At 65.7% G+C, this 24,949-nt stretch carries 22 protein-coding genes and 1 pseudogene; 5 read left to right on the forward strand and 18 right to left on the reverse strand.

Going from position 1 to position 24,949, the window contains the following annotated elements; translation table 11 throughout:
* Nucleotides 1-653: 653 nt before the first annotated feature.
* Complete coding sequence (locus B4U45_RS05225) at nt 654-1,784, forward strand: glycoside hydrolase 5 family protein (protein WP_075548116.1); 1,131 nt, start codon at nt 654-656, stop codon at nt 1,782-1,784.
* 4 nt (nt 1,785-1,788) lie between these two features.
* On the opposite strand, the gene B4U45_RS05230 is transcribed toward B4U45_RS05225, so the two are convergent.
* The 12 genes from B4U45_RS05230 to rpsB form a co-directional block, all read right to left on the reverse strand.
* Nucleotides 1,789-3,609: a complex I subunit 5 family protein gene (locus B4U45_RS05230; RefSeq protein ID WP_198929537.1), complete on the reverse strand. Its 1,821-nt coding sequence runs from the start codon at nt 3,607-3,609 to the stop codon at nt 1,789-1,791.
* Nucleotides 3,610-3,615: 6 nt separating this feature from the next.
* Nucleotides 3,616-3,966, reverse strand: coding sequence for a sodium:proton antiporter (locus tag B4U45_RS05235; RefSeq protein ID WP_075548086.1), 351 nt, complete (start codon nt 3,964-3,966; stop codon nt 3,616-3,618).
* A complete protein-coding gene (locus B4U45_RS05240; RefSeq protein ID WP_075548085.1) occupies nt 3,963-4,706 on the reverse strand; it encodes an MnhB domain-containing protein in 744 nt (247 codons plus the stop codon). The genes B4U45_RS05235 and B4U45_RS05240 overlap by 4 nt, the downstream gene beginning before the upstream one ends.
* Nucleotides 4,703-4,969, reverse strand: coding sequence for a DUF4040 domain-containing protein (locus B4U45_RS05245; RefSeq protein ID WP_075548084.1), 267 nt, complete (start codon nt 4,967-4,969; stop codon nt 4,703-4,705). Before B4U45_RS05245 ends, B4U45_RS05240 begins: the two co-directional genes overlap by 4 nt.
* Nucleotides 4,966-5,271 (reverse strand): monovalent cation/H(+) antiporter subunit G, encoded by a 306-nt coding sequence (locus tag B4U45_RS05250; protein WP_082275515.1) that lies wholly within the window; start codon nt 5,269-5,271, stop codon nt 4,966-4,968. The genes B4U45_RS05245 and B4U45_RS05250 overlap by 4 nt, the downstream gene beginning before the upstream one ends.
* Nucleotides 5,268-5,522, reverse strand: coding sequence for a hypothetical protein (locus B4U45_RS05255; protein ID WP_075548083.1), 255 nt, complete (start codon nt 5,520-5,522; stop codon nt 5,268-5,270). Before B4U45_RS05255 ends, B4U45_RS05250 begins: the two co-directional genes overlap by 4 nt.
* Nucleotides 5,519-5,998, reverse strand: a complete 480-nt coding sequence (locus B4U45_RS05260; protein WP_075548082.1) for a hypothetical protein — start codon at nt 5,996-5,998, stop codon at nt 5,519-5,521. The genes B4U45_RS05255 and B4U45_RS05260 overlap by 4 nt, the downstream gene beginning before the upstream one ends.
* Nucleotides 5,982-6,395, reverse strand: a complete 414-nt coding sequence (locus tag B4U45_RS05265) for a ChaB family protein (protein WP_036407092.1) — start codon at nt 6,393-6,395, stop codon at nt 5,982-5,984. The genes B4U45_RS05260 and B4U45_RS05265 overlap by 17 nt, the downstream gene beginning before the upstream one ends.
* A gap of 17 nt (nt 6,396-6,412) precedes the next feature.
* Complete coding sequence (locus tag B4U45_RS05270; protein WP_075548081.1) at nt 6,413-6,949, reverse strand: DUF1360 domain-containing protein; 537 nt, start codon at nt 6,947-6,949, stop codon at nt 6,413-6,415.
* Nucleotides 6,950-7,119: 170 nt separating this feature from the next.
* Nucleotides 7,120-8,526, reverse strand: coding sequence for an amidase (locus B4U45_RS05275; protein ID WP_075548080.1), 1,407 nt, complete (start codon nt 8,524-8,526; stop codon nt 7,120-7,122).
* Nucleotides 8,527-8,535: 9 nt separating this feature from the next.
* Nucleotides 8,536-9,351, reverse strand: a complete 816-nt coding sequence (tsf, locus tag B4U45_RS05280; RefSeq protein ID WP_075548079.1) for a translation elongation factor Ts — start codon at nt 9,349-9,351, stop codon at nt 8,536-8,538.
* A gap of 12 nt (nt 9,352-9,363) precedes the next feature.
* Complete coding sequence (gene rpsB / locus B4U45_RS05285) at nt 9,364-10,218, reverse strand: 30S ribosomal protein S2 (RefSeq protein WP_083154277.1); 855 nt, start codon at nt 10,216-10,218, stop codon at nt 9,364-9,366.
* A gap of 245 nt (nt 10,219-10,463) precedes the next feature.
* Here rpsB and B4U45_RS05290 point away from each other — a divergent pair.
* A pseudogene (locus tag B4U45_RS05290) lies at nt 10,464-10,985 on the forward strand (M23 family metallopeptidase); the annotation flags it as partial.
* 426 nt (nt 10,986-11,411) lie between these two features.
* On the opposite strand, the gene ltrA reads toward B4U45_RS05290, so the two are convergent.
* Entirely contained in the window at nt 11,412-12,674 is a 1,263-nt protein-coding gene (ltrA, locus tag B4U45_RS05295; RefSeq protein WP_075545413.1) for a group II intron reverse transcriptase/maturase, read from the reverse strand.
* 904 nt (nt 12,675-13,578) lie between these two features.
* Between ltrA and B4U45_RS05300 the strand changes: the two genes are divergently transcribed.
* Nucleotides 13,579-14,571: a class I SAM-dependent methyltransferase gene (locus B4U45_RS05300; RefSeq protein WP_075548340.1), complete on the forward strand. Its 993-nt coding sequence runs from the start codon at nt 13,579-13,581 to the stop codon at nt 14,569-14,571.
* Nucleotides 14,572-14,577: 6 nt separating this feature from the next.
* On the opposite strand, the gene B4U45_RS05305 is transcribed toward B4U45_RS05300, so the two are convergent.
* From B4U45_RS05305 to B4U45_RS05315, 3 genes are read right to left on the reverse strand one after another with little or no spacing between them, the layout of a single operon-like run.
* Nucleotides 14,578-16,017: a vWA domain-containing protein gene (locus B4U45_RS05305; protein WP_075548341.1), complete on the reverse strand. Its 1,440-nt coding sequence runs from the start codon at nt 16,015-16,017 to the stop codon at nt 14,578-14,580.
* A 13-nt stretch (nt 16,018-16,030) separates the two neighbouring features.
* Nucleotides 16,031-16,906: an AAA family ATPase gene (locus B4U45_RS05310; protein ID WP_075548342.1), complete on the reverse strand. Its 876-nt coding sequence runs from the start codon at nt 16,904-16,906 to the stop codon at nt 16,031-16,033.
* Nucleotides 16,907-16,931: 25 nt separating this feature from the next.
* Nucleotides 16,932-18,233: a glutamate-5-semialdehyde dehydrogenase gene (locus B4U45_RS05315; protein WP_075548343.1), complete on the reverse strand. Its 1,302-nt coding sequence runs from the start codon at nt 18,231-18,233 to the stop codon at nt 16,932-16,934.
* 192 nt (nt 18,234-18,425) lie between these two features.
* On the opposite strand from B4U45_RS05315, the gene B4U45_RS05320 reads away from it, so the two are divergent.
* Nucleotides 18,426-20,138 (forward strand): amidohydrolase, encoded by a 1,713-nt coding sequence (locus B4U45_RS05320; RefSeq protein WP_082275538.1) that lies wholly within the window; start codon nt 18,426-18,428, stop codon nt 20,136-20,138.
* A gap of 17 nt (nt 20,139-20,155) precedes the next feature.
* Here B4U45_RS05320 and B4U45_RS05325 read toward each other — a convergent pair whose 3' ends face one another.
* Together B4U45_RS05325 and B4U45_RS05330 are read right to left on the reverse strand one after the other, a co-directional pair.
* Nucleotides 20,156-21,559, reverse strand: a complete 1,404-nt coding sequence (locus tag B4U45_RS05325) for a mechanosensitive ion channel family protein (protein ID WP_075548344.1) — start codon at nt 21,557-21,559, stop codon at nt 20,156-20,158.
* The gene (locus tag B4U45_RS05330; protein WP_423734686.1) at nt 21,556-23,739 is read right to left on the reverse strand and encodes an adenylate/guanylate cyclase domain-containing protein; all 2,184 of its coding nucleotides are present in this window, start codon (nt 23,737-23,739) and stop codon (nt 21,556-21,558) included. The genes B4U45_RS05325 and B4U45_RS05330 overlap by 4 nt, the downstream gene beginning before the upstream one ends.
* Nucleotides 23,740-23,969: 230 nt before the next feature.
* Here B4U45_RS05330 and B4U45_RS05335 point away from each other — a divergent pair, with 230 nt between their 5' ends.
* A complete protein-coding gene (locus B4U45_RS05335) occupies nt 23,970-24,650 on the forward strand; it encodes an esterase (RefSeq protein ID WP_083153218.1) in 681 nt (226 codons plus the stop codon).
* The last annotated feature ends 299 nt before the right edge of the window (nt 24,651-24,949 follow it).

The raw sequence follows: 24,949 nt of genomic DNA on the forward strand, positions 1-24,949 counted from the left end.
GGTGCGGTGCGCAGTGGCAGAACGGGGCCGGCCCGGCACTTCCACCTCGCTGATGCCGGTTGGGCGAGAATGTCTGTGCCGCGGTCGCTTCGGCGCTTGGCCTCCACAACCGCGTCGAGCAGGGTGTGGGCCGGACCGCCCGGCCGAGGCGGATCCCCGGAGCCGGGCTCTTGCTGGGCTGCCCGCATGGATCGCGTTGGATACTCGACTGCTATTCAACGCGCGTCCGACGCCTGCGCATTCAATCATGTTTGGCCGCAGAGGGATTCGGGAACGCTCCCCTTGGCCGGCGCCAGTCAGCTACCACGTCAGTCCATCGGAGGTACGCAACGACCAACCGCCCACGACGTTGTCCGGTCTGCCGGTCACGACCGCGACCCAGGTTGTCTGCCTAGCACCCGCGAGCTGGTGGCATTCGGCACCGCAGGCGGCGCCGACCCGCTAACCTGGAAATGCTAACGGCGCCAACGCAACGGCTGATGAACTGGCATCGATCGACCGGCGGACAACCCTCGGTCGGTGCTCGACTGGGCGTGCCACTGGGAACGACCGACTGACCCGGATCTGGCAAGTGATGTTCGACGCGGCAGTCTCCACCGTCATCCGATGAAGGGCCCAATAGTGTGAATTCTGCAAGAAGTCGAGGTGACGTCATCCCGCGCCGAACCGTGCTCAAAGTGCCGCTGGTATCGCTGGCGGGTCTCGCCCTGGCTCATGTGCCCCGGGCATCCGCGGCGGGCGCCGGGCAGTGGTCACCGGACCGCGCCAACACCTGGTACCAGGCACAAGAGCGGCTCATCGGCGCGAATTACATCACCTCGAACGCAGTCAATCAGCTCGAGATGTTCCAGGCCGAGACTTTTGACCCCCGACAAATCGATACCGAGTTGCGCTGGGCGCGGTTGTGCGGGCTCAACAGTGTGCGCGTGTTTCTCCACGATCAGCTTTGGGCCCAAGACAATCGGGGCTTTCAGCGCCGTCTCGCACAGTTCGTCGCCATCGCCGCCCGCCATCACATCAAGCCGCTTTTCGTCTTCTTCGACTCCTGCTGGGATCCGCTTCCCCATCCGGGTCCGCAACCCGAGCCCAGGCCCGGGGTGCACAACTCGGGTTGGGTGCAAAGCCCGGGCGCTGAGCACCTCGACGACCGCAGCTACCGTCCTGTCCTGCACGACTACGTCACCCGGGTTTTGAGCCAATTCCGCAGCGATGACCGGGTATTGGGTTGGGACCTGTGGAATGAGCCCGACAATCCCGCCCGCCCATATCGTTCCGTAGAACGCGCGGATAAGCAGGAACGAGTGGCGGAACTGCTCCCGGAGGTGTTCCAGTGGGCACGCTCAGTGGACCCAAGTCAACCGCTGACGAGCGGCGTGTGGCACGGCCAGTGGGCAAATCCGCGGCGTCGCAGCCCAATCTGTGCCATTCAATTGAACAACGCCGACGTGGTCACCTTCCATTGTTATGGAGCGCCGGCTGTCTTCGAAGCCCGCATCGCTGAGCTTTTGCCGCTGCGCCGGCCCATCCTGTGCACCGAATATCTGGCTCGTCCGCTGGGCAGCACCATCGCCGGAATCCTGCCAATTGCCAAGCGCTACAACGTCGCAGCTTTCAATTGGGGGTTGGTTGCCGGCAAGACCCAGACCTACCTGCCGTGGGACTCCTGGGAACACCCCTATCCGACGGTCCCCAAACTGTGGTTCCACGACTTGCTGTATCCCGACGGACGTCCATACCAGGACGGCGAAATTCAGATCATGTCCTCAGTCGATCGGATGAACTGACGCGTCACAGCACCTGCAGGCCCAAGACGGCGCCGAGCAGGGTCACGGCGGCGAACATCCAGGCAACGTAGTCGCCAACATGGCCGGAGTGAGCCGCTTGCAGCGCCGCGACAGCCGGTCGGATCACCCTCGACACCCGTCGTGGCAGCGGCGCGCTGTCGTCGGTTCGCCGCAACGCCAGCATCGCCAGGCAACCGGCGGCCAGCACACCGATGAGGGCCAGGCTTACCCCACTCGCCGACCAGCTGTGCGCCGGGCCGGTCGTCGGGCCGGCTACCGTCCGTCCCAGAACTGCGGCGACATACCCGGCGGTGTCCACGAATCGTCGCCCGGCGCCATCGGCGGCCTGGACAAGTCCGGGCAGCACCCCGACCGCCAGGCAGCCCAACAGCAGGGCGGCGACGGGAAGATGCATACTCGGCGGCGTCCGGCGCAGGACCGTGTCCGGTTCCTCCTCGCCTTTGCTGGCCCGCGACGTGTCGGCGGCCGGCTGCGCGCCGCTCCCCCATCTCGTGAAGCAGCGCACCCCGGCGCGCAGCACCGCACCGCCGGTCGCCGCCGAGGTCAGCAGGAACAACGCCGACGCCCATCCGGAGCCGATCGCTTCCTCGCACAACGACTTTCCCAACGCGGTGCCGAACGGCGGCAACCCGGCCAGCGCCAGCGCGGCGAGCAGGTACAGCCCGGCCAGCTGCCACTGGCCGCGGCCACGTCCGGACAACTCGAACTCGTCCACCGTCTGGTGACGGTCCAGCAGAATCCCGACGGTCAAGAACAATGCCGACTTGGCGCCGGCATGAGCCAGCACGTAGACGGCCGTCCCGGTGACCCCCTCGGGGCGCAGCGTCGCCGTGGCCGCCAAGAACAAGCCCATATGGCCGATCGTCGAGTAAGCCAGCAGCCGCTTGAGGTGCCGCTGCAGCAGGCACATCACCGCGCCGACGACCGCGGTCAGCGCGCCGACCGCCAGGAAGGTCCGCGATACCGCGGCGTGCGGCAACGCGTCGGCGAACACCACCCAATACACCCGCCACCCGCCGTACAGGCCGAGTTCAACCATGACCCCGGAGAACAGCACGCAGACCCCCGCGGGGGCGACCGCGTGTGCGTCGGCCAACCAGAAATGCAGCGGCACGATCGCGGCCTTCACCAACAGGGCGGCCATAATCAAGACGAAGGCTGCGACGGTGGTGGCGTCCGGCGAGCGGTGCGCCAGTGCGATACCGAGCTGAGCCATGCCGAGCTGACCCGTCTGCGCGTAGAGCATCGCGATCCCCACCAGGGTGAGGCAGGCGCCGAGCGACTGGATGATGCCGAAGTTGAGCGCACCCTGGATCGCCGACTTGTCTTCGATCTTGATGCCGGTCAGCGCGTAGGCCACCGCACCCATCAACTCGAGGAACACGAACAGGTTGAACACGTCGCTGGCGAACACGAAACCATTCATGGCCGCCAGGAAGACGAGCATCAGTGCGTCGAAGCGGGGACCGGCCTCGTCAAGGCCGCGGCGGCTATACAGCGCGGCACAGGCCATCAAGAAGCCGGCGAGCATGGCCAAACCGGCCGAGATCGGGTCGGCCGCCAGCGCGATACCGACCGTGGTTCGCCCTTGCATGGACCAGCCGCCGATCCAGGTGAACACCGGCTGTTCCCGCGCGGCCACCGCCACCCACCCGCCGGCGGCTGTCGCGCCGACGGACACCGACGCGGTCAGCCAGCTGGCCGCCGCACCTGAAAGCCGGTGGCTCAATGCGAGTAGCAGGCAGCCGGCCAGGATCGGCATCGCGACCAGCAGCGGCAGCAGCTGGGCCGCGATGGCCTGCACTGTCGCTCAGCCCCTCAGCGCGGAGAGCTCATCGGGGTTCAGCGTGCCGTGCCGCTTGTGGATCTGGATGGCAAGCGCCAACAGCAAGGCGGTGACGGTCGCCTGGATGACGATGTCGGTCAGCGTCATCGCCTGCACCACGGGGTCTACCACCTGTGCCGGCGGCGGCACGTTGGACCCGGTGAAGATCGGCGGGGCGGCGCCGCGCTGGAATCCGACCGCCAAGAGCAGCACATAGGTGCCTGACTGGGCCACCGACAGGCACACCACCGCGTGAATCAGGTTGCGACTGCGAACAATACCGAACGCACCGATCAACACCAGCCAGCCGGCGACACAATAGGGGTAGACGCTCACCGGCCAGAATCCTTGGTGACGATGGTGATCTCCTGGGCCAGGAATTGTGCCAGCAGGACCGTCATCCCGCAGGCCACCTCGACACCCACGGCGACGTTGAGCGGCGCCACCGAACCCCCGGAAAACAGGTTGCCCAGCGTGCCGGTCGGCAACAGGTTGCGCAGGAACACCCCACCGACCAGTAAGCCGACCAGCCCGATCACCACAAATCCGGCCGCTCCCAACGCTTCCCCGATGTCGAAGACGTTGACCGGCCGCAGCCGATCCAGCGCCCGGAAACTTCCGGTGACATAGAGCAGGTGCAAACCGGCAGCCAACACCACACCGCCCTGGAACCCGCCGCCCGGGGTGAGGTGACCATGCACAATCAGGTCGAGACCGAGCGCCAGGGTCACCGGCAGCATCAGATAGCCGACCAGCCGCGTCGCGTCCAACACAGTGTCGTGTTGCGGCGGCCGGTATTCGCGTTCTTCGACGGCCGGGCGCAGCAGGGTCATCACGCCGGTGACCGACGCCAGCAGGATGGTTTCCTCTACCAGGGTGTCCAACGCCCGTTGGTCGAAGTTGACCGAGGCGACCGCGTTGCCGGTGGCCCGTGAAAGTGCGGCTGCCACAGCCAAATCCCGGTACGGATGGTGGTTGTGCCCGAAACCCGGTAACTTCGCCAAGCCGATCCACAGCCACGCCGCCAGGCCCATCGCACCGACGACGAAAACCACCGTCCGGATGCCGCGGGTCACGGCCCGGCCTCCACGCCATCGCGCTTGTCGGCCTGCCGGTGTACCGCCCGGATGGTGAGCATCACCATCAGCGGCACCACGACTCCGCCGATCGCCAGCTGCGACAACGCGACATCGGGGGCCTGCAGCACCACGAACATCAGCGTGAGAGCCAGGCCGAACACCGACAATCCGATGGCCTGGCGGTCGGGTGCCCCGGTCAGCGCGACGACGGTTCCGGTGACGCCGACCAGCGTCACGACCACCACGACAAGCGCGGTCATCGCGGTGAGGTCTCGTCAATCAGGCCGTCATGCTCGGCCGCAAGTCGGGCCGTCGCGGCCGAGACCACCGGCGCGGTCAGCAGGACCACGACGCTGATTGCGACGAGCATCGCCGAGGCCTGAGTCCAGCCCCGCACAATGATCAGTCCCGCGCCGATGAGCGGCACGCCGACCGACGTCGCGGCGGTCAGCAGGTGCAGACGGTCGAGCACCCGAACCCGCAGCGCTGCGGCAACCGCGCTGAACGCCACCGCCGCAACGCCGGCGAACACCATGGCCCAACCGATCGACTGGGCGTTCATCTCTTGCGGGCAAGAAGCCGGGTGTAGACCAGCGCGCTCGGCAGCGATACCAGAGCCAACGCCAGTGGGACGATAAGAGTCGAATCTCGTTGCCAGGCAACGCAATACACTGTCAGCGCCATCACCGCGGCCAGACTGGCGAACTCGAGTCCCACCAGCCTGTGGTGCGGCAGGCCGCGAGAGGACATCAACACACCCGGCACGAAAGCCCCGACCAGTAACAGCAGCACCGCCAGTTCCCCCGCGTTCACCGCTGCACCGCCATCTCGAGCCGGCCCGGGTGCACCCGTGTGCAATGCACAAGCACCGACTGTTTGCTTGGATCACATTGCAGCACGACGGTTTCCGGTGTCGTCGCAAGTGTCAGAACCGCCGTCGCCCGCCGTGCCGCGGCCACCGGCCGGGTCTCGTCGGGCAAGCGCAATGCCCTGATGGTCGCGGAGCGCTTGGTGAACCGATGTGCCCACACGCCAACAGCCTGTGGCACGACGTCGCGCGCCGCCGTCGCCAACCACCCCAGCCAGCCGATCCGGAACTGCCAGCGGCCGGCGTTGGCGCGTCGAGCCGACCGCGCCAGCACCGCGACGGGCAAAGTGCACCCGGCCATCACCGTCAGTTCCGCTGGCGTGCGCGCGCTCAGCGTGGCCAGCCAGACCCCGGCGCTCAGCACCCACCAGAGACCGGTTTCACCGACAAACTGAGGTAACCGCTTACTTGCCCCGGACACGGCGATTGTGCTTCTTGATCGCGTCGACCAGCTCCGATTTGGTCATCGTCGACCTGCCGTGCACATCAAGGCGCCGCGCGACGTCGAGTAGGTGCTTTTTGCTGGCGTTGGCATCGACGCCCTCCGCTGAGCGGCCGGTGTTGCGCGGACCACCGCCTTTGGCAAGTTCGTCCGACGGGCCCTTCTTTTTCTTGGGCTCCCAATGGTCGCCGACTTTTTCGAAGCTGTGCTTGAGTGCGGCGTAGGCCACCCGGTGCGCACGTTGCTCGCTGCCGTACTCCTCAGCGGCGGCATCATGGGCTTTGGCGAAGGTGCGTTGCGCCTTGGCGTTGGAGCGCTGCAGCGTGCTGGGCAGCTCGCTCTTCTTCGGCTTGCCGCCCTTGGTCGTCTTCGGCATTGGATCTCCTCCTTTTCTCAGCCCTCGGCTGCCTGCTGGGCCGTCGCGTAGGCCAGCTGCAGGAAGTCGGCGCCGGCCAGCGCGGTGAAGGTGCCCGCGACTAAACGGGTGAACCTCGGCGCGAAAATCAGCCCGATCACCAGGGCAGTGGCGACCCACATGTCCAGACAGAAGGGGCAGGTCAGGAGCTCCCCGAGGCTGTGGCGCAGCGCGCTATCTTCCCGGACTTCCTCGTTCACCTCGGCGGGACCACCGGTGCCGGCGTAGTGGGCGAACGGCGCCCGCAACGGGCTGGTGACCGCATCCTTGGTCAGCGAGCGGGACAACTTGTGGGTACCGACGGTGACCGTGAAAAGATCCTGCGCCCGCCAGCGCTCCGGCAGCCTTTTACCGGTGGCCGCGGCGACGACGGCGGTAAGCCCGACCACCGCACCGTAGATGGCGAGGACCATCAGGTAACCGCCCAGTGGACGCGGATTGTCGCCGCGATAGGTGTCGGCTTCCCGCCGGGCCCGCTCGGCCACGCCGCTGCTGACTTCGGTCGCATCGCCCACGATCGCTCCTCAACGGTTCGGATCTGGACGTCGATTACCCCGAGTCAGGCCCTGGCAATCCCACCGATGGGTGCCAAAGCGCGCTTTCGGCCGCGCCGATCATCCGAAGCCGGATCCACACATTCGCCGGACCGATAAGGGCTCGGCTTCGATCTGTCCTGGTTGCTCGGCTAGTTGGGGGCTTGGATCCGCGCCCAGGGACGAGCCTCTTCGAGTTCATAGGCCAGCTCCAACAGCCGGTCCTCTCGCCCCAGGTCGGCCGCCAGCATCATTCCCACCGGCAGCCCGTTCGCGGACTGCGCCACCGGCAGCGAAATCGCCGGCTCCCCGGTGACGTTCTGTAGCGGCGTGAATGCCACCCAATCGGCCATCCGGTCCATGACCTGCTGATAGTCGGTGGGAGCGAGATAGCCGATGCGCGGCGGCGCATCGGCGACGGTAGGCGTGAGCACGGCATCGTAGGTACCGAAGAATTGCGCGGTGTGCCGCCGGACTCCGCGCAGCCGGAGGATCGCGGCCGGGAGCAGATGAAAATTGCGGCGGGCATTACGGGCCAGACCCAGAGTCAGGCTGTCCAGCCGGGTCGGGTCGAACGTCTTGCCGAACGTGAGCCGTCCGGTGCGCACCTGCCCCAGCGCCATCAGACCCCAATACAGCACAAAGTCCTCGGTGAAACTGGACGGCACCGGCGGTTGGTCGACGTGTTCGACATGGTGACCGAGCTCTTCGAGCAACCCGGCCGCCTTCAGCGTCAGGTCGCGGACTTCGGGACTGGCCTCCACATGCACCGAGCGCGTGATCACGGCAATCTTCAGTCGTCGCTTACCCGGGCTGCTCACATCTCCCACCGGAGGCAGCTTGGACCGCCAGAGGCGCTCGGCCTCTCGATAGAAGACGGCCGTGTCGCGCACCGAGCGGGTCAGCACACCGTTGGCAACGATCCGGATGGGCAGCCGCCGCAACTGTGGATCGATGGGTAGCCGGCCGCGCGACGGCTTGAGCCCCACCAGGCCGTTGCAGGAGGCTGGTATGCGGATGGAGCCGCCGCCGTCGTTGGCGTGCGCGATGGGCACCACCCCGGCGGCGACCAATGCTCCCGAGCCCGATGACGAGGCGCCCGCCGTGTGGTCGGTATGCCAAGGGTTGCGGACGGGTCCCAGCCGCGGGTGTTCGGCGGCAGCGCTGAACCCGAACTCCGACATCTGGGTCTTGCCCAGCGAGATGAGACCTGTGGACAGCAGCACTCGGGTGATCTCACTGTCGGCGCCCGCCCGGTGCGGTGTCCACGCATCGGTGCCCCGCATCGTCGGCAGCCCGCTGACGTCGACATTGTCCTTGATATAGCTGGGTACGCCGCCGAAAAAGCCGTTGGTCGTCCCCCGCCGGGCCGCGTCGCGCGCCCTGTCGAAGGCCTCATATGCCACCGCGTTGAGCTTGGGGTTGACGGCTTGGCTTCGCGCGATCGCAGCCTCGGCCAGCTCGGCCCGGTCGACCTGACCGGACCGGATGGCCTCGGCAAGAGCGACGGCGTCGAGATCGCCCAGCGCGTCGTCACCGAAAGCGTGGATGCGGGTCATGGGCTGTTGCTAAGCCTGGCCTACCTCGAACCGGACGAATCGGGTCACCGTGACCCCGGCTTCCTCCAGCAGGGCCTTGATCGACTTCTTGTTGTCGGACACCGATGGCTGCTCGAGCAGGACGGCGTCCTTGAAGAAACCGGTCAGCCGGCCTTCGACGATCTTGGGCAGCGCTTGCTCCGGCTTGCCCTCCGCTTTCGCGGTCTCCTCGGCGATGCGGCGTTCGGTAGCCACGACGTCCTCGGGCACATCGTCGCGCGACAGGTAGCGCGCCTTGAGCGCGGCTATCTGCAGCGCAACGGCGTGAGCGGCATCTTTGTCGCCACCCTGGTACTCGACCAGCACACCCACCGCCGGCGGCAGATCGGCCGAACGCCGGTGCAGGTAGGTCTCGACGGTGCCGTCGAAGTTCGCCACCCGGCGCAATTCGAGCTTCTCGCCGATCTTGGCCGACAGCTCGCCGATTGCCTGCTCGACGTTCTTGTCACCCGCTTGAGCCGCCTTGAGCGCGTCGACGTCGGCGGCTTTCGACGACACGGCCGCCGCCACGATCTGATCGGCCAGCGCCTGGAATTCCGCGTTCTTGGCGACGAAGTCGGTCTCGCAATTCAGTTCGATGAGCACGCCCTCCTTGGCCGCGACCAGGCCCTCGGCGGTGGCGCGCTCGGCTCGCTTGCCGACGTCCTTGGCGCCCTTGATCCGGAGCGCCTCGACGGCCTTGTCGAAGTCGCCGTCGGCTTCGGCCAGCGCGTTCTTGCAGTCCAGCATGCCGGAACCGGTGAGCTCACGAAGCCGCTTGACGTCGGCCGCGGTGAAGTTCGCCAATGATCAGCCTTCCTATGAGGGATCAGTCGTTGATTCGGTGGAGGTTTCGGGCGTCGGGTCGCCAGCCCCGGCGGTCACCGGAGTCGTTGCCGAGGCCAGCAGCTCCTGCTCCCATTCGGCGAGCGGCTCGGCGGCCAGCGAGTCCGAAGCCTCGGGCTTGCCGTCGCCGCGGCCCAGCCCGGCACGGGCTTGCAGGCCCTCGGCAACCGCGGAGGCGATCACCTTGGTCAGCAGCGCGGCCGAACGGATCGCGTCGTCGTTGCCCGGGATCGGGTAGTCGACCTCGTCGGGGTCGCAGTTGGTGTCCAGGATCGCGATCACCGGGATTCCGAGTTTGCGGGCCTCGCCGACGGCGATGTGTTCCTTGTTGGTGTCGACGACCCAGACCGCCGAGGGCACCTTGGCCATGTCCCTGATCCCGCCCAGGGACCGCTCCAGCTTGTTCTTCTCCCGGGTCAGGCCCAGGATTTCCTTTTTGGTTCGGCCCTCGAAGCCGCCGGTCTGCTCCATCGCCTCGAGCTCTTTGAGGCGCTGCAACCGCTTGTGCACGGTGGAGAAGTTGGTGAGCATGCCGCCCAGCCAGCGCTGGTTCACGTACGGCATGCCGACGCGGGTGGCTTCGGCGGCGACGGACTCCTGCGCCTGCTTTTTGGTCCCGACGAACAGCACCGTGCCGCCGTGGGCGACGGTTTCTTTGACGAACTCGTACGCCTTGTCGATGAACGTCAGGGTCTGCTGTAGGTCGATGATGTAGATGCCGTTGCGGTCGGTGAAGATGAACCGCTTCATCTTGGGATTCCAGCGACGGGTCTGGTGCCCGAAGTGGGTGCCGCTGTCAAGCAGCTGCTTCATGGTGACTACGGCCATTGCCGGTATTCCTTTGTTGTCGGTTGCTTGCTCGGCATCGGGTGACGCCGGGCCCTGGCGGCTGCTGCGATGCCGGACCCTGTTACGGGACCGCCCAGCACGCGGGGCGAATTCCTGAACAACGGGAGTCGCCGTGCAGACGCGCGAAGTCAGCCCACTGATGCGAGCTGCGTGCAGCAGTTTACACCGCGCGCGCTGATGGCTTTCCCCAGCCGGGGCGTACTCCCCAGAACCGTCAGCGGTGACTGGTACCCCGGTTGGCGTGGCGCTTCACTGAGCCGGTGCGACGGTTGGTGCTGATCCTGTGCTGGACGCTGGCCAGTGCCTCGCCGGCGGTTGCAGACGATTTTCGGCTGGAGTGGCCGTTGCGGCCGCGTCCCGCCGTGGTGCGCGGCTATGACGCGCCCGCGCCGAACTGGCATCCCGGACACCGCGGTGTGGACCTGGCCGCTGCTCCGGGTCAGCCCGTGTACGCACCCGGCAGCGCGACGGTTGTCTTCGCCGGATTGCTGGCGGGGCGGCCGGTCGTTTCTTTAGCTCATCCGGGCGGCTTGCGTACCAGCTACGAACCGGTGCGCGCGATGGTCCGGGCCGGTCAGCTGGTGACGGCCCAGACGGTGCTGGGGACGGTGCAGGCCGGCCATCCCGGCTGCGCTGCTCTGGCGTGCCTGCATTGGGGTGCCATGTGGGGCCCGGCTTCGCGTGCCGACTATGTCGACCCACTGGGTTTGGTGGCATCAACACCGATAAGGCTCAAGCCGCTGACGGGCTGAGTTCTTGTGTTGGCGGCTAGCGGTCAGCAAGCGCCACACCCGTAGCGGTAGCCACAGGAGTCTCCGGCTTGGGCGGCACTGTTTTTGGCTTTAGCGGATCGAGGTCGACTGCCGTGCCTGGCCAAGAGAGCGGGGTGGTGTCTCTTGTCGCTATTAGCGGTCGTGGGGCTGTGCCCCGGTGTAGGGGAGATGGAGGTCGCATGCTGGTGCGGTGGGGTCGGTGGCCGACGGCGTCGACTGTGCGCTGGCGGCGCCGACTGTGCATTGATGGCGTCGAGTGTGCCGTCACGGCGGCCGATCGTGGGATGTGCCCGCCCTACATACGCAGTCAAAGGTCGGGTGGCCGGAGGGGATTGCACCCTCCGGCTCCCACAGATCCGGACGTGAACCTCTCGATTCATCCGGCTCTTGTCATCTTGATCACCAGACGGCGGGGACGGTGGTGGTCCATTGCCAGTGCGCGAGGAAACGCGGGTACTGCGTGGTGACCCGCTGCCATGCCTGCTGGAACGCACCGCGGCTCCGATACCGCCGATATTTGTTGCGGACCCAACGCATCAGGTAGGCGTTGATGCGCGCCAGGAGAGGATGCAGCGCCGACCGGAAGAAGGCGCCGTAGTAGTTCATCCAGCCCCGCACGATGGGGTTGATCCAGCGTGCAAGGTCAGCGAAGGATCGCCCGGTGCGATGGTGCAGTCGCCAGGACCGCACCTCCCGGCCGATCTTCGTCAAGGCGTCCCTGCTGATCGCGGGCAAAAACGACAGGAACGTGTGTCCGTCTTTGGCCCGCATCCCGCGCGGACGGAACGTGAAACCCAGAAACGTGAACGACGTGTGCGCATAGTCACCACGCCGGTTAGCGTCCTTGCAGTACACGATCCGGGTCTTGTCGGGATGCAGCCGCAACCCGACCTCGCCCATCCTGTCGTGCAGCGCGGCCAACACCTGGTGGGCTTGGCGCTCGGTGACACAGTGCACCACCGCGTCATCGACGTAGCGTTCAAAGCGGACACTCGGGAACTCCCGGGCCATCCACATGTCAAACGCATAGTGCAGAAACAGGTTGGCCAGCACGGGCGAGACCGGCGACCCTTGTGGGGTGCCCCGGTCTCGCTGTTGCAGGGTGCCATCAGGCAATGCCACCGGAGCTTGTAGCCACCGGCGCACATACAGCATCACCCACGGCAGATCGGTGTTGACCGCCACCGCTTTTAGCATCAGGTCCCAAGACACGCTGTCGAAAAACTTTTGGATGTCCAAATCGATCACCCAGTCGGTTTTCCAACACCGCTGCCGGCATACTCCCACCGCGTCGATCGCTGAGCGGCCCGGCCGATACCCGTAGGAGTCCTCGTGAAAGAGGGCTTCCGCCACCGACTTCAGCTCCTCGGCCACCACCGTTTGCGCCACCCGATCGGCCACCGTAGGCAGCCCCAGCATCCTGGTCCCCCCGCCATGCGGCTTGGGGATTTCCACCGCACGCACCGGAGGCGGAAAGTAGCTACCCGAGGACATCCGATTCCACACCTTGTACAAATTGTTGCCCAGGTCGGCCTCGAATGCCTCGATGGTTACCCCGTCTATGCCCGGCGCGCCCTTGTTCGCCTTGACCTTCTCAAACGCCTCCTGGACCGCCCACTTCGAAATCTCGAACGGCTTGCCCGGCGACTTCAACTCGCCCATCCGACTCCTCCCGAACCCCAACGGGTCTCGGTTGATCCAACGAACACAGCCACAGATGACCCGGCCCCTTCGCTCCACCCCCATTACAAGAGCTTCACCACTACTACGAGCCGGTCCGCCAACCGGACCCGCGACGGTACTCACACCCACGACAAGCGCGGGCTACTCCCTCTCGCCCACCCGAAAAACCCGGACGGGCAGTGTCGAATCCGGTCTTCTCCCGTTCCATGCAAAAGCCGCAGATCGGGCTCGCGTCGCCTCCATGCCGGACACCGCCTGGCCAATCAACGGGCACCCGCCAGACTCATCCCGGGATATGACGGACACCCCGGTTTCGATGTCATCTATGTGCATTTCGACACGTCAACAGCGAATCGCTTGCGCTCGCCTTCCCGATCCCCACCTGACACATCGACCTGTGCCTTTTCCACATCGCTCACCACAATCACGTCACCGCTCCTGCAGCATGTGGCGGTTTGAAGCCACCCCCCGCAGGGCGACTCCGAAGGGCCAACAATCCTTCATCTCCTGCACAGCACCGCTTCGGAAAGCTCTACCTACATCGAACTCCCTTCCACGCTCGGGACACACCCGTCAGCGCACACCCGTCGGCGCACACCCGGCGCCGTCGGCCACCGACCCAACCGCACCAGCACCCGATCTCCATCCCCCACACCGGTTCGCAGCCCCAGGACCGCTCGGAGCTGGACATCGAATCACTGACCTGGGCGCCGCGATCCGTCAGCCATTGGTTGGCCGGCACAGTTCCGGAGGAAACCGGGCCGAAGCCGGGCCAAGCCATTGCTCGAATGCCGGTGTAACCGCGCGCTAGGTCGTGTAAAAGGTGTCTGTGGATAATTTGGCGCCCAGCCCGGACCGGCCCACAGCATTGCTGAAGGAGTCCATGACCCGGCGGTTCTACACCCGCTCGCAGGTCACCGGCGAGATCACGTTGCCGGCCGTGCCGGGCATGATCGACGAATACGTGGCGATGTGCGCCAAGCTCTTCGCCACCGTGGGCCGGCAGTTTTCCGACGACGAACTTGCCCATGTCAGAAAGGTCCTCGAGGCCCAATTGGCCCAGGCGTACGCGGCGTCGCATCGCTCGAACATCATCATCTCGTTCAACGCTCCCATCGGCCCGACCTTGCACTACCAGGTGCGGGCCCATTGGCGGACCGTGGCGCAGGAGTACGAGAGCTGGATCAGCACCCGCGAGCCGCCACTTTTCGGCACCGAACCCGACGCCCGGGTATGGGCGCTGGCCAACGAGGCGGCCGAACCACGCACGCATCGGGTGCTGGAGATCGGGGCAGGCACCGGCCGCAACGCCTTGGCGCTGGCGCGGCGCGGGCACCCGGTCGACGTGGTGGAGATGACGCCGAAGTTCGCCGACATCATCCGCTGCGACGCCGAACGGGAATCCCTCGACGTGCGGGTCATCGCGCGGGATGTCTTTTCGAGCATGGACGAGCTGCGGCGCGACTACCAGCTGATTGTGCTCTCCGAGGTGGTGTCTGATTTCCGGACGGCACAGCAGTTGCGCGGCCTGTTCGAGCTGGCGGCGCAGTGCCTGGTTCCCGGCGGACGCTTGGTGTTCAACGCCTTCCTGACGGACCTGGACTACATGCTCGACGAGGCCACCCGGGAGTTCGGGCAACAGGTGTACACCAGCATCTTCACTCGACCGGAGATGTCGGCTGCCGCGGCCGGGCTTCCGCTGGAGCTCGTCGGCGACGACTCCGTCTACGACTACGAGAAGGCGCACCTGCCCCCGGGCGCCTGGCCACCCACCAGCTGGTACGCCGACTGGGTCAGCGGCCTCGACGTGTTCCCCGTCGAGCGGGAGACGAGCCCGATCACGATGCGCTGGCTGGTCTTCCGCAAAACCCGCTGAGCCGGGTCACACCGGCAACAGCTGGTCGATCACCTCTGCCAGCTGCTTGGCCGAGCGGCATTCGTGCATGGCGATCACTTCCTGATAGCGCGGCACCGCCGAATCACCACTGCCCCACAGGTGTTTCGGCTCGGGGTTGAGCCAGTGCGCGTGCCGGCTCGCGGTGACCATGTCGGCCAGCACGTCGACGGCCGGGTTGCGGTAGTTGGTGCGGCCGTCGCCGAGTACCAGCAGTGAGCTGCGCGGCGACAGCACGCTCGGGAAAGCCTGCAGGAACGAGACGAAAGCGTTGCCGTAGTCGGAATGGCCGTCGCGGTTGTACACGCCCGCTTCGCGGGTGATCCGCTGGATCGCCACGGCCAGATCGGCTTCCGGGCCGAACATGTGGGTCACTTCGTCGGTGGTGTCGATGAAGGCGAACACCCGAACTCGGGAAAACTGTTGGCGCAGAGCATGGACCAGCAGCAGCGTGAAGTGACTGAACCCGGCGACCGAACCGGAAACGTCGCACAACACAACCAGTTCCGGACGGGCCGGACGCGGTTTGCGCAGCACCACGTCGATCGGGACACCGCCGGTGGACATCGACTTGCGCAGCGTCTTTCGCAGGTCGATCGATCCGGCGCGGGCCCGGCGCCGGCGCGCCGCCAGCCGGGTCGCCAGCGTGCGGGCCAGTGGGGCCACCACCCGGCGCATCTGGCGTAGTTGCTCACCGGAAGCCCGCAGGAACTCGACGTTCTCGGAAAGCTGTGGGATGCCGTACATCTGGACGTGGTCCCGGCCGAGCTGCTCGGCGGTGCGCCGCTTGGTCTCGGCGTCGACCAACTTACGTAACTGTGAAATACGTTGTGCTGCAAGCGCTTTAGCTATCTGCTCCTGGGTGGGGGTGGGCTCGTCGCCGTAGGGGGCCAGTAGTCCCGCCAGCAGCTTGCCCTCCAGTTCGTCCAGCGCCATCGCTTTGAGCGCCTGATACGAGGAGAACGACGGGCCGCGGCTGGAGCTGTATTTGCCGTAGGCCTCGACGATGCGCGCGATCATCGCCACCAGCCGTTCGTCCATATCGGCCAGGTCGGAGTTGTCGGTCAGCAGATCCAGCAGCATCTGCCGCATCGCCTCGACGTCGTCGGGCGGCAGCGAACCGTCGTCGTCGGCGTCGTCTTCGGTGACCGCCGCGCGGGCGCCCAGCGCTGCGGGAAACCACAGGTCGAACATCGCGTCGTAGGTCTCGCGGTGATCGGGCCGGCGCAGCACCGCGCACGCGATGCCCTCCCGCAACACGTCACGATCGCCCAGACCCAGCGTTGCCATCACCCGCCCGGCATCCACCGTCTCCGACGGACCCACCGAAATCCCAACGGCGCGAAGTGCTTCCACGAACCCGACCAGATGACCGGGCAGCCCGTGCGGGGCCAGCGGGCGGGTGGGACGGATACGTCGGGTGGCCATCGGCGCAGCCCCTTCAGTTGAGCCGCAGCTCGCCGGCCGCGCGTTGCTGGTCGGATTGGTGTTTGAGCACGACGCCGAGCGTGGCGGCGACCACGGCGTCGTCGATGGTGTCCAGGCCCAGCGCCAGCACCGTCCGGCCCCAGTCGATGGTCTCGGCGATCGACGGCACCTTCTTGAGCTGCATGCCGCGCAGCACGCCGATGATGCGCACCAGCTCCTCGGCCAGGTGCCCGGGCAGCTCGGGGACTCGCGACAGCAGGATGCGCCGCTCCAGCTCGGGACTGGGGAAGTCGATGTGCAGGAACAGGCAGCGACGCTTGAGCGCCTCCGAGAGTTCGCGGGTGGCGTTGGAGGTCAACACCACGAACGGCGCCCGCTCGGCGGTGAGCGTGCCCAGCTCGGGAACGGTCACCGCGAAATCGGAAAGCACCTCCAGCAGCAGTCCTTCGATTTCGATGTCGGCTTTGTCGGTTTCGTCGATCAGCAGCACCGTCGGATCGGTGCGCCGGATCGCCGTCAGCAACGGACGCTGCAGCAGGAACTCCTCGCTGAACACGTCGTCTTTGGTGGTCTGCCAGTCGCCCGAGCCGGCCTGGATGCGCAGGATCTGCTTGGCATGGTTCCACTCGTAGAGGGCCCGAGCCTCGTCGACGCCCTCGTAGCACTGCAGCCGGACCAGTCCGGATCCGGTGGCCTGGGCGACGGCACGCGCGAGTTCGGTTTTACCGACGCCGGCCGGGCCTTCCACCAGTAGCGGCTTACCGAGCCGGTCGGCTAGAAAGACGGCCGTCGAGGTGGCGGTGTCGGGCAGGTAACCGGTCTCGGCCAGCCGCCGCGAGACGTCGGCGATATCGGCGAATAGTGGCGTGGACCGAGCGGGTAACGTCACAATCAGTTCTCCTTAGCAGGGCCGGCTAGGCCGGACGAGTATGGCCGTCTCCCCACACGATCCACTTGGTCGAAGTCAATTCCGGCAGTCCCATCGGACCGCGGGCATGCAGTTTCTGGGTGGAGATGCCGATCTCGGCGCCGAAGCCGAACTGCTCGCCGTCGGTGAACGCCGTCGACGCGTTGACCATGACTGCGGCGGCATCGACCCGTTCGGTGAACCGTTGAGCCGCAGCAAGATTGGTGGTCACGATGGCTTCGGTGTGTCCGGTGCCGTACTCGTTGATGTGAGCGATCGCCGCGTCGACACCGTCGACCACAGCCACCGCGATCTCCATCGCCAGATATTCCCGGCGCAGGTTGTCGTCGTCGGCATTCGGATGCACGGTGACACCGGCGTCCTGCAGCGCCGCCAGTAGCCGGGGCAGCGCGTGATCGGCGATGTTCGCGTCGACCAGCAGGGTCTCGGCCGCGTTGCAGACGCTGGGCCGGCGGGTCTTGGAGTTCAGCAAAACCCGTTCGGCCACGTCCAGGTCGGCGGCTTCGTGGACGTAGACGTGGCAGTTGCCCACACCGGTTTCGATGGTGGGCACCTGGGCGTCGCGAACCACGGCCTCGATCAGGCCCGCTCCCCCGCGCGGAATGGCCACGTCGACCAGGCCGCGCGCCTGGATCAGGTGGGTGACGGTGGACCGGTCGGCGGCCGAGAGCAGCTGTACCGCATCGGTGGGCAGGTCCTGGCCGGCCAGCGCGCTGCGTAACACCGTGACCAGCGCTTCGTTGGACCTCGCGGCGGAGGAGCTGCCGCGCAGCAACGCGGCGTTGCCCGACTTCAGCGTGAGGCCGAAGGCGTCGACGGTGACGTTGGGCCGGCCCTCGTAGATCATGCCGACCACACCGAGCGGGACGCGTTGCTGGCGTAGTTGCAGCCCGTTGGGCAGCGTGTAGCCGCGCAACACCTCGCCGACCGGATCGGGCAGGCCGGCGACTTGGCGCAGACCGGCGGCGATACCGTCGATACGCTGCGGGTTCAGGGCAAGCCGGTCGAGCATCGCGGCGGGTGTGCCGGCGGCGCGCGCCGCATCGAGGTCTTCGGCATTGGCGGCCAGAATCTGGTCGGCGCGCGACAAGATCTCGTCGGCGGCGGCATGCAACGCGCGGTCTTTAACCGTCCTGGGCAACACGGCCAGCAGCCGGGCCGCCACCCGCGCCCGGCGGGCGGCATCGTGCACCTGTCGACGGTAGTCCGGCTCTCGTTCCTGAGTCGTCCCCCGGGCCTGGGGGCGGGAGGTGCCCCCAGCGCTCGGGGACGGCGCTTGCACACTCATTGCCCCAGCGTAACGGGCGTTAGCCGACCGGGTACGACGGCCCGGTTCTGGGCTGCCGCGGGAAAAGCCGGGGACGAACGGCGGGTTCGGCACAATGGGGCCTCGTGATCCGATGCGACGTGATCCGATACGACCGAGTCGTGCGCGCTTGCGGAACGCGGCAGGCCGGGAGGGCGGGAAAGGACCACATGCATGCCATCTGATAAATCGGCTCACAAAAAGAGGCCGGCCCAGAAGCTCACGCACCAAGAATTCGAGAAAATCACCGTCTTCCCGGCGCGCGAGATCATCACCATGTGCGAGGCGATGCCGACGGCAACGGCAGTGGCCGTGGGCGGCGGAAGGATCGTCGCCGTCGGCACGCTGGACATGTTGCGGCCGTGGCTCGACCGCTACGAGTACGAAGTCGATGACCGGATGAAGGACAAGGTCCTGATGCCGGGCTTCATCGACCCGCACGTGCACCCGTCCTTGCCCGCCGTCTTGACTCAGTATCCGTTTCTGGCGCCCGACGACTGGACCCTGCCGACCGGGAAGTTCCCCGGGGCGAAAACTCCGGAGTCTTACCTTGCCGGGCTCGACAAACTGGTTGCGGCACACCAGGATTGGACGCTGCCGTTCGTCACCTGGGGCTACCATCCGCTGTGGCACGGAAAACTCACCAAGTCCGACCTGACTCAGCGCTACGGCGACAAGCCGATCATCTTGTGGCATCGGTCGTTTCACGAGCTCTTCCTCAACGACGCCGCGCTCAACTGGACCGGGGTCACGTCAGAGCAGTTCAGCGGGCATCCGGACGCCAACTGGGAAGAAGGACATTTCTGGGAGAACGGGGCGCAGCTATTGAACGCGTCTCGGCTGGGCAGATTGCACTTCGATCCGGACCGTTATCGCAAGGGGATGCAGAACTTCCTGGAAATGGTGCATATGGCCGGCGTGACCACGTGCCTGGACATGGGAGTTGGCATCTTCGGCGACCCTGTCGGCGAGACCAAACTGATCCGCGACACCGCCGAGTCGACGCAGGCGCCCTGCCGCATCATTCTCACGCCCACCACGGCCGACTTCATCCCCCGCGGCGTCAACCCGGCGGCAGCGCTCGAGGCGGCCGAAGAGTGGGCAACGCACAACAGCGCGCGGGTGATGTTCGACCGTCACTTCAAGCTGCAGGCCGACGGCGCGATCTACAGCGGACTCTCCCAATGCGCTTTCCCGGGTTATCTGGACGGCCACCAGGGCGTGTGGATGGCCCCGCCAGAGCTGCTATACAGCTACGCCGAACCATTCTGGAAGGCCGGCTACCAGTTGCACGCCCACATCAACGGCGATCTCAGTTCCGCAACCTACATTGACATCATCCGCAGGCTGCTGGACGTCAAGCCGCGCTTCGGCCATCGCGCCACGCTGGAGCACTATGCCTTCAACAGCGAGGACCAGTGCCGGCAGATGAACGAGATCGGCATGCTGGTCTCGTGCAACGCGTACTACCTGTACATGCTCAGCGATATCTTCAGCGAGCAGTGGCTGGGCCCGGATCGCGGAGCGCAGATGGTGCGGCTGGGGATGCTGGAGCGGATGGGTATGCCGTTCACCGTACACTCCGACTGTCCGATGGCGCCGTTGTCGCCGCTCACCCTGGCGTGGGTGGCGGCCAACCGGGTGACGATCAACGGCAACCTGAATTGTCCGCAGGAGCGGGTCAGCCTGCATACCGCGCTCAAGGCGATCACCATCGATGCCGCCTGGATCCTGCGCAAAGAAGACGAGCTCGGCTCCATACGCGCCGGCAAGAAAGCGGACTTCGCGGTGCTCGAGGAAAACCCCTATGACGTTGGCGCCGAGGCCCTCAAGGACGTCGGCATCTGGGGCACGGTGTTCGAAGGAGAAGTGCATCCGCTCGGGTGAGGGCAGGCTCGACCGCTTCAGTTGAACCACTCCCGATGCAGACTCTGGCGCACCTGGCTTTGTCGCTCTTCGAGAATGTGGCCGAAGTCCTGCAGCAGCAACGGTTGACGCATCACGAGATGCTCGACGTGCTCGCGACCGATCTCCACCGTGGTCACCTCGTCGATCGCGTATGCGCTGGAGAGATTGGGCTGCCGGGTCAGCGCGGTCAGACCCAGAAATCCGCCTTCTTCCAGGGTGGTGATCGGCACCACCGATCCGTCGTCGGCCGTCGCGGTCAGCCGCACCAAGCCGGTGACGACGAACATCATCTCCGCGGGCACCTCACCCGCACACTGCACGATTTCGCCGGCGCCGTATCGCAGCATCCTCGCGTGCGACTGCAACGACTGCTGGTCGGCGTCGCTGAGCCGCAACGCCGGTCCGACCACCGTTTTCAGAGCGTCCCGCAGGCGCTCGGTGGTCGAGAAGTCGTCGTCGGCGCCGTCGAGGTGCAGGTTTTCCCGCCGGGCGGCATACCAGATCCAGCGCAGAAATGTCGCTCGCGCGGCACTTTCGTCAGCGGGTGACCGTAAGCCGATGGTGGTGCAGTACTCGGCGCCGCCGACCGGCTCGGAGGTAGGGACGGAACCGCTGTGGAGTTGCGGCAGCGCGCCGGCAATCCGCGACAGCATCGCACAAACCCGGTCGGGCGAGTCCGCCTCGGAAAATGTGGTCTTCACCGCCAGTTGGTAGCCGCCCGCCGGCCGGCTCAGATTGGTGAACGGTGTGCTGGCCAGCACCGAGTTCGGGGTGATCCGCAGGCCGCTGCCGGTGTCGATGTGGACGGCGCGCCAGTTCACCTCGACGATTCGTCCCCGCGCGGTGGCGGTGTCGAGCCAGTCGTCGATCTGAAAGGGCTGCTCGAACAACATGAACAGGCCGGACACAATCTGGCCGACTGAGTTCTGCAACATCAGGCCGATGACCACCGAGGTCACACCCACGGCGGTGAACAGTCCGCCGATCCGCACACCCCAGACATAGGACAGGATCACCGCAAGCCCGGCTCCGATGAGCACGAACCGGGCCACGTCCAGGAAGATCACCGGTAGCCGCTTGCGCCAGGAACCTTGCGGAGCTGCGGCGAAGACGGTCGCGTTGAGGCCGGACAACAGCAGCACTAGCACCAGGAAACCGAATACCGTGGTCAGAATCCGGACGGCGTTGTCGTGGGCCGGGACGCCCTCCGAATTCACGATGAGCAGCAGCAGCGCGCCCAGCGGCAGCAAGTAGTTGCGCAGCAGGCTGATCTGCCTGGCGAGGTGACTTCCCCTGCGGCGCAACGTGTGCTGCAACTCGGTGAGAATGACGATCAGGACGGGCAGTCCCAGCGCGACCGAGACCGCCCAATAGAACCACGAGGCGGTGAAGATGTTCATTGGCGTTCCACCAACCGCCAGATCTGCTGATCCGAACCTCCGACCGAAATGGTTCCGGCCGGCACGAACTTCCAGATGTCGCGCATCGCCTCGTACACCTGTGATGTGACGTAGATGCCGGGTTGCGGTGAGCCACTGTGCATTTGATAGGCCAGACTTACCGCGGCACCCCACATGTCGTAGGCGAGGCTGGCGCGACCGACCAAGCCGCTGATGACCTTGCCGGTATTGATGCCGACCCGCAGCCGGAGCTTGTGCCGTGACCGGCTGTTGAACCTGTCGATGATGCGCTGGATCTCGATGGCGAAGTCCACGCTTCGGTGGATGTTGTCCAGTCGCGGGGTGGTGGCGCCGCAGCTAGCCAGGTAGCCGTTGTGGAACGTTCGAATCCGCTCCACGCCAAGCGCTTCAGCCGCGGAGTCGAACTGCCGGAAAAGTTCGTTGACGACCGCGACCAGTTCGTCTCCGGAAAGGTCGTCGGACATGTCGTCGAGCCCCACCATGTCGGCGAAGATCACGGCGACGTCCTGGTGCTCCTGCGCGACGGTCTGGGCCCCCTCGCGATACCGCTGCACGACCGGTTCGGGCATCAGTGACAGCAGCAACCGATCGTTTTCGTTGCGTTGCTCGTTGAGCAACTCTTCTTTGATCTTGAGGTTGCGGCTCATCTCGTTGAAAGCCGCGGTGAGGTCCCCGAGCTCGTCGCGTGACCGCACCGGAACGGTCACCTCGTAGTCGCCGGCGGCGATTCTCTCGGTGCCGGCCTCTAGCCGTCGGATCGGGCGCACGAGCAGCTTGGCAAGCAGCATCGATACCACGCAGATCGCCAAGGTGATCCCGGCGACCGCCAGTACCAGAGTCTTGCCGAACGTGGACAGCCGCTGATAGGCATCCCAATCGTCCCTGGTCGCCAAGATCGACCAGTGCAGATCGGAGTTCGGCACATCCACCGGCGCATAGGCTTCCAGCTCCCGATTGCCCAGGTAGTCGGTGTCCTTCGTGACGCCGGTCTGTCCGCGTTGGGCCGCGCGAACCCCGGCGCTCGGGACCGGCTGCACCAGAACGGTGGTTTCCAGCCGGATCGCGCTGTCCACCACGTCGCGTGGAGTGCCGCCCGCCATCGCCTCCCGCCGATACTTGTCCCGGTCCTGCAGGAACAGCCGTGAATCGGAACGCATCAAGTTGTCCGGGCCCACCAGGTAGGTCTCGGTCGAGCGGCCCATGCCGACGGCTTCCCAGTGTTTGTGGGCGTTCATGATGTCGTTGATCTTCGAGATCGGCAGCGGCAACGCCATAACGCCTTCGATCTTGCCCGCCATCCCGATCGGCGACACCACCCATGCGGTGGGGGCGTCCAGCTGCGGCTGATACTGCTGGAAATCGGTGATCCATACGAAGTCAACGTTGTTGGAGCGCAACGCTTTCCGGTATGCGTCCCGCAAGACCGTTTCCCGATAGGGGCCGGTGAAGATGTTGGTACCCAGGTCGGGGCCCTTGCTCACGGTGTAGACGACATTGCCGTGAAGATCGAGCAACAGCGCGTCTCGATAGTCGAAGCGCGTGACGATCCCGCGGAAGAAGTCGTTGTAGCGGGCATTGGCCGCCGACCAGTCGCTGCCGTCACCGGCGTCGCCGCACAACACCGATTCGATCGCCGACGCGCACTGTGCGGTGTAGTTGGCCTGAAGGTACTTCTGCGAGTTGGAGGTCGGCAGCAGCGCATTGATGTCGACATCGTCACCGGTCAGCTGATTGATCGGTTTGACCATCGCGTTGCTGTAGTAATTGACGATCGACTCCTGCTGGGCCGGGCTGATCGTGGCGTTGGACAGCTGGTTGAAGCCATCGGTGAACGCCTCGATCGCCTGGACCGCACTGAAACCGCTGCTATACACCTCCAGGGAATTGGTGAACTCGCCGAATAGCCCCTCCAGCTGCCGCTTGTGCGACTCCCGCAATTCGAGCAGCCGCTCCGTTGCCACTTGCTGTAACGCATTGCGACCGGTCACATATCCGGTGAGACCGACCACCGCCACCGACATGATGCTGCACAGCAGCAGCGTCACCAATAACTTCGATTGGATGCCCATCCGGAACAACCGCAGCAGCCGGCGCCCACGACTCCCGGTTGGTGCCGGCTCTTGTTGGGATACCGGTTGCGTTGGCTGCCCCGATGTCACTCGGCTTCCTTTCGCTTACGGCGGCAAGACCGGCAGATCACGCAGCAGACTAACGCGAAAATGCAGGGAAAATCGGGTTTGGCCGAAAACATGCCGCCCCAGGGCCTGCTGCCCCCAGGAACGCCGCGGGTGCCCCGATGGCTTATGTTGGTCGATGGCCCGGTCATCACCGCGGCCGGACACTGGTCCGTTACCCCGGCGCCGCAACTTTGCCTCGGAGGGAACCTCGCATGCGAATCACAGCGCCCCTGGTTGTCCTGGCCGTCGTCGCGCTCGGCAGTCCGGCAATCGCCGCGGCCGCACCCAAGACCTACTGCGACGAGCTGAAGGGCGCCACTACCGGTCAGGTATGCCAGATTCAGGTTTCGGACCCGGCATACACCATCAATATCAGCCTCCCGAGTAACTACCCCGACCAGAAGTCGCTGCAAAGTTATGTCGCCCAGACCCGAGACGACTTCCTCAACGTCGCCAAATCGTCTGCTCCCCGCGATGCGCCCTACCAGTTGGAAATCACCTCGACCAACTACGAATCGGCGATACCGCCTCGCGGTACCCAGTCCTTGGTGCTCAAGGTCGTTCAGAACGTCGGCAGCGGGCAGCCGACGACGAAGTACAAGGCGTTCAACTGGGATCAGGGATATCGCAAGCCAATTACCTACGACACGCTGTGGCAGCCCAAGACCGACCCGCTGCCGATCGTCTTTCCCATCGTGCAGACTGCCCTGCAAAAGCAGACCGGACAGCAGGTAGCGCCCGCAGCCGGGTTGGATCCGGCAAACTACCAGAATTTCGCCATCACCAACGACGGAGTGACCTTTTTCTTCAACCCGGGTGAACTACTGCCCGAGTCCGCCGGCCCCACCCAGGCATCGGTCCCACGCTCCGCTATCGACTCGATGCTGGCTTAGCCGCGTGGCAAGGCAATTTGGCTGAAGAGCAAGACGGTGGTCTGGAGCCGCTGACGCGACAGAAGTGGTTGCGGTTGTTTGGTGAGTTTGATCACCGCCACGGCTGGACGATGAACCCGGATCCGGGTTTCGGTCCGGACACGACGATCCGCTGAGGCCCCGCTCCGACTGTGCCGCTCGCAGTTGCCGAATCGGTGGTGCCCACCGTGAACGGTGGGGCCGGCGGCACATGCTGTCTCCGGTTCGGCGAACCGGCTGAGTTGCGAGATCGGCCGGTTCGGGTTTACTGAATGCGTTTG

The organism is Mycobacterium persicum, assembly GCF_002086915.1.
GTDB lineage: Bacteria > Actinomycetota > Actinomycetes > Mycobacteriales > Mycobacteriaceae > Mycobacterium > Mycobacterium persicum.